At 63.2% G+C, this 223-nt stretch carries 1 protein-coding gene; it reads right to left on the bottom strand.

Annotation, left to right across the window (positions count from 1 at the left end; all coding sequences use genetic code 11):
- The coding region (locus E4K09_RS26080; RefSeq protein WP_244610697.1) for a cyclic nucleotide-binding domain-containing protein at positions 1 to 223 on the bottom strand (223 nt) is incomplete at both ends.

The following is a 223-nucleotide window of genomic DNA, read 5'->3' as shown; positions in this document are numbered from 1 at the left end:
GCAGGGCGTGAGCGCCAGAACGCCGTGGTCCATCGTCCTTAAGAGGAAGCTGTGCAGGTCGACGAAATCGCCGGCGACATGGATGGCCGTGATCTGACGCCGCCCGTTGGAAAAGATCTTGTAGCGCGCGGCAAAGCCGTCGAGCAGCAGGTTGCTCTCGGAGGGATGCTCGCCCTCATGCACGATGTCCTCGTCCGCCTCGACCACGCGAACGCGCGAAATC

Origin of the sequence: Microvirga pakistanensis (genome assembly GCF_004458765.1) — a bacterium.
Taxonomy (GTDB): Bacteria; Pseudomonadota; Alphaproteobacteria; order Rhizobiales; family Beijerinckiaceae; genus Microvirga; species Microvirga pakistanensis.
The sequence above is the reverse complement of the archived record's forward strand: the minus strand, read 5'-3'. Positions and strand labels throughout refer to the sequence as shown.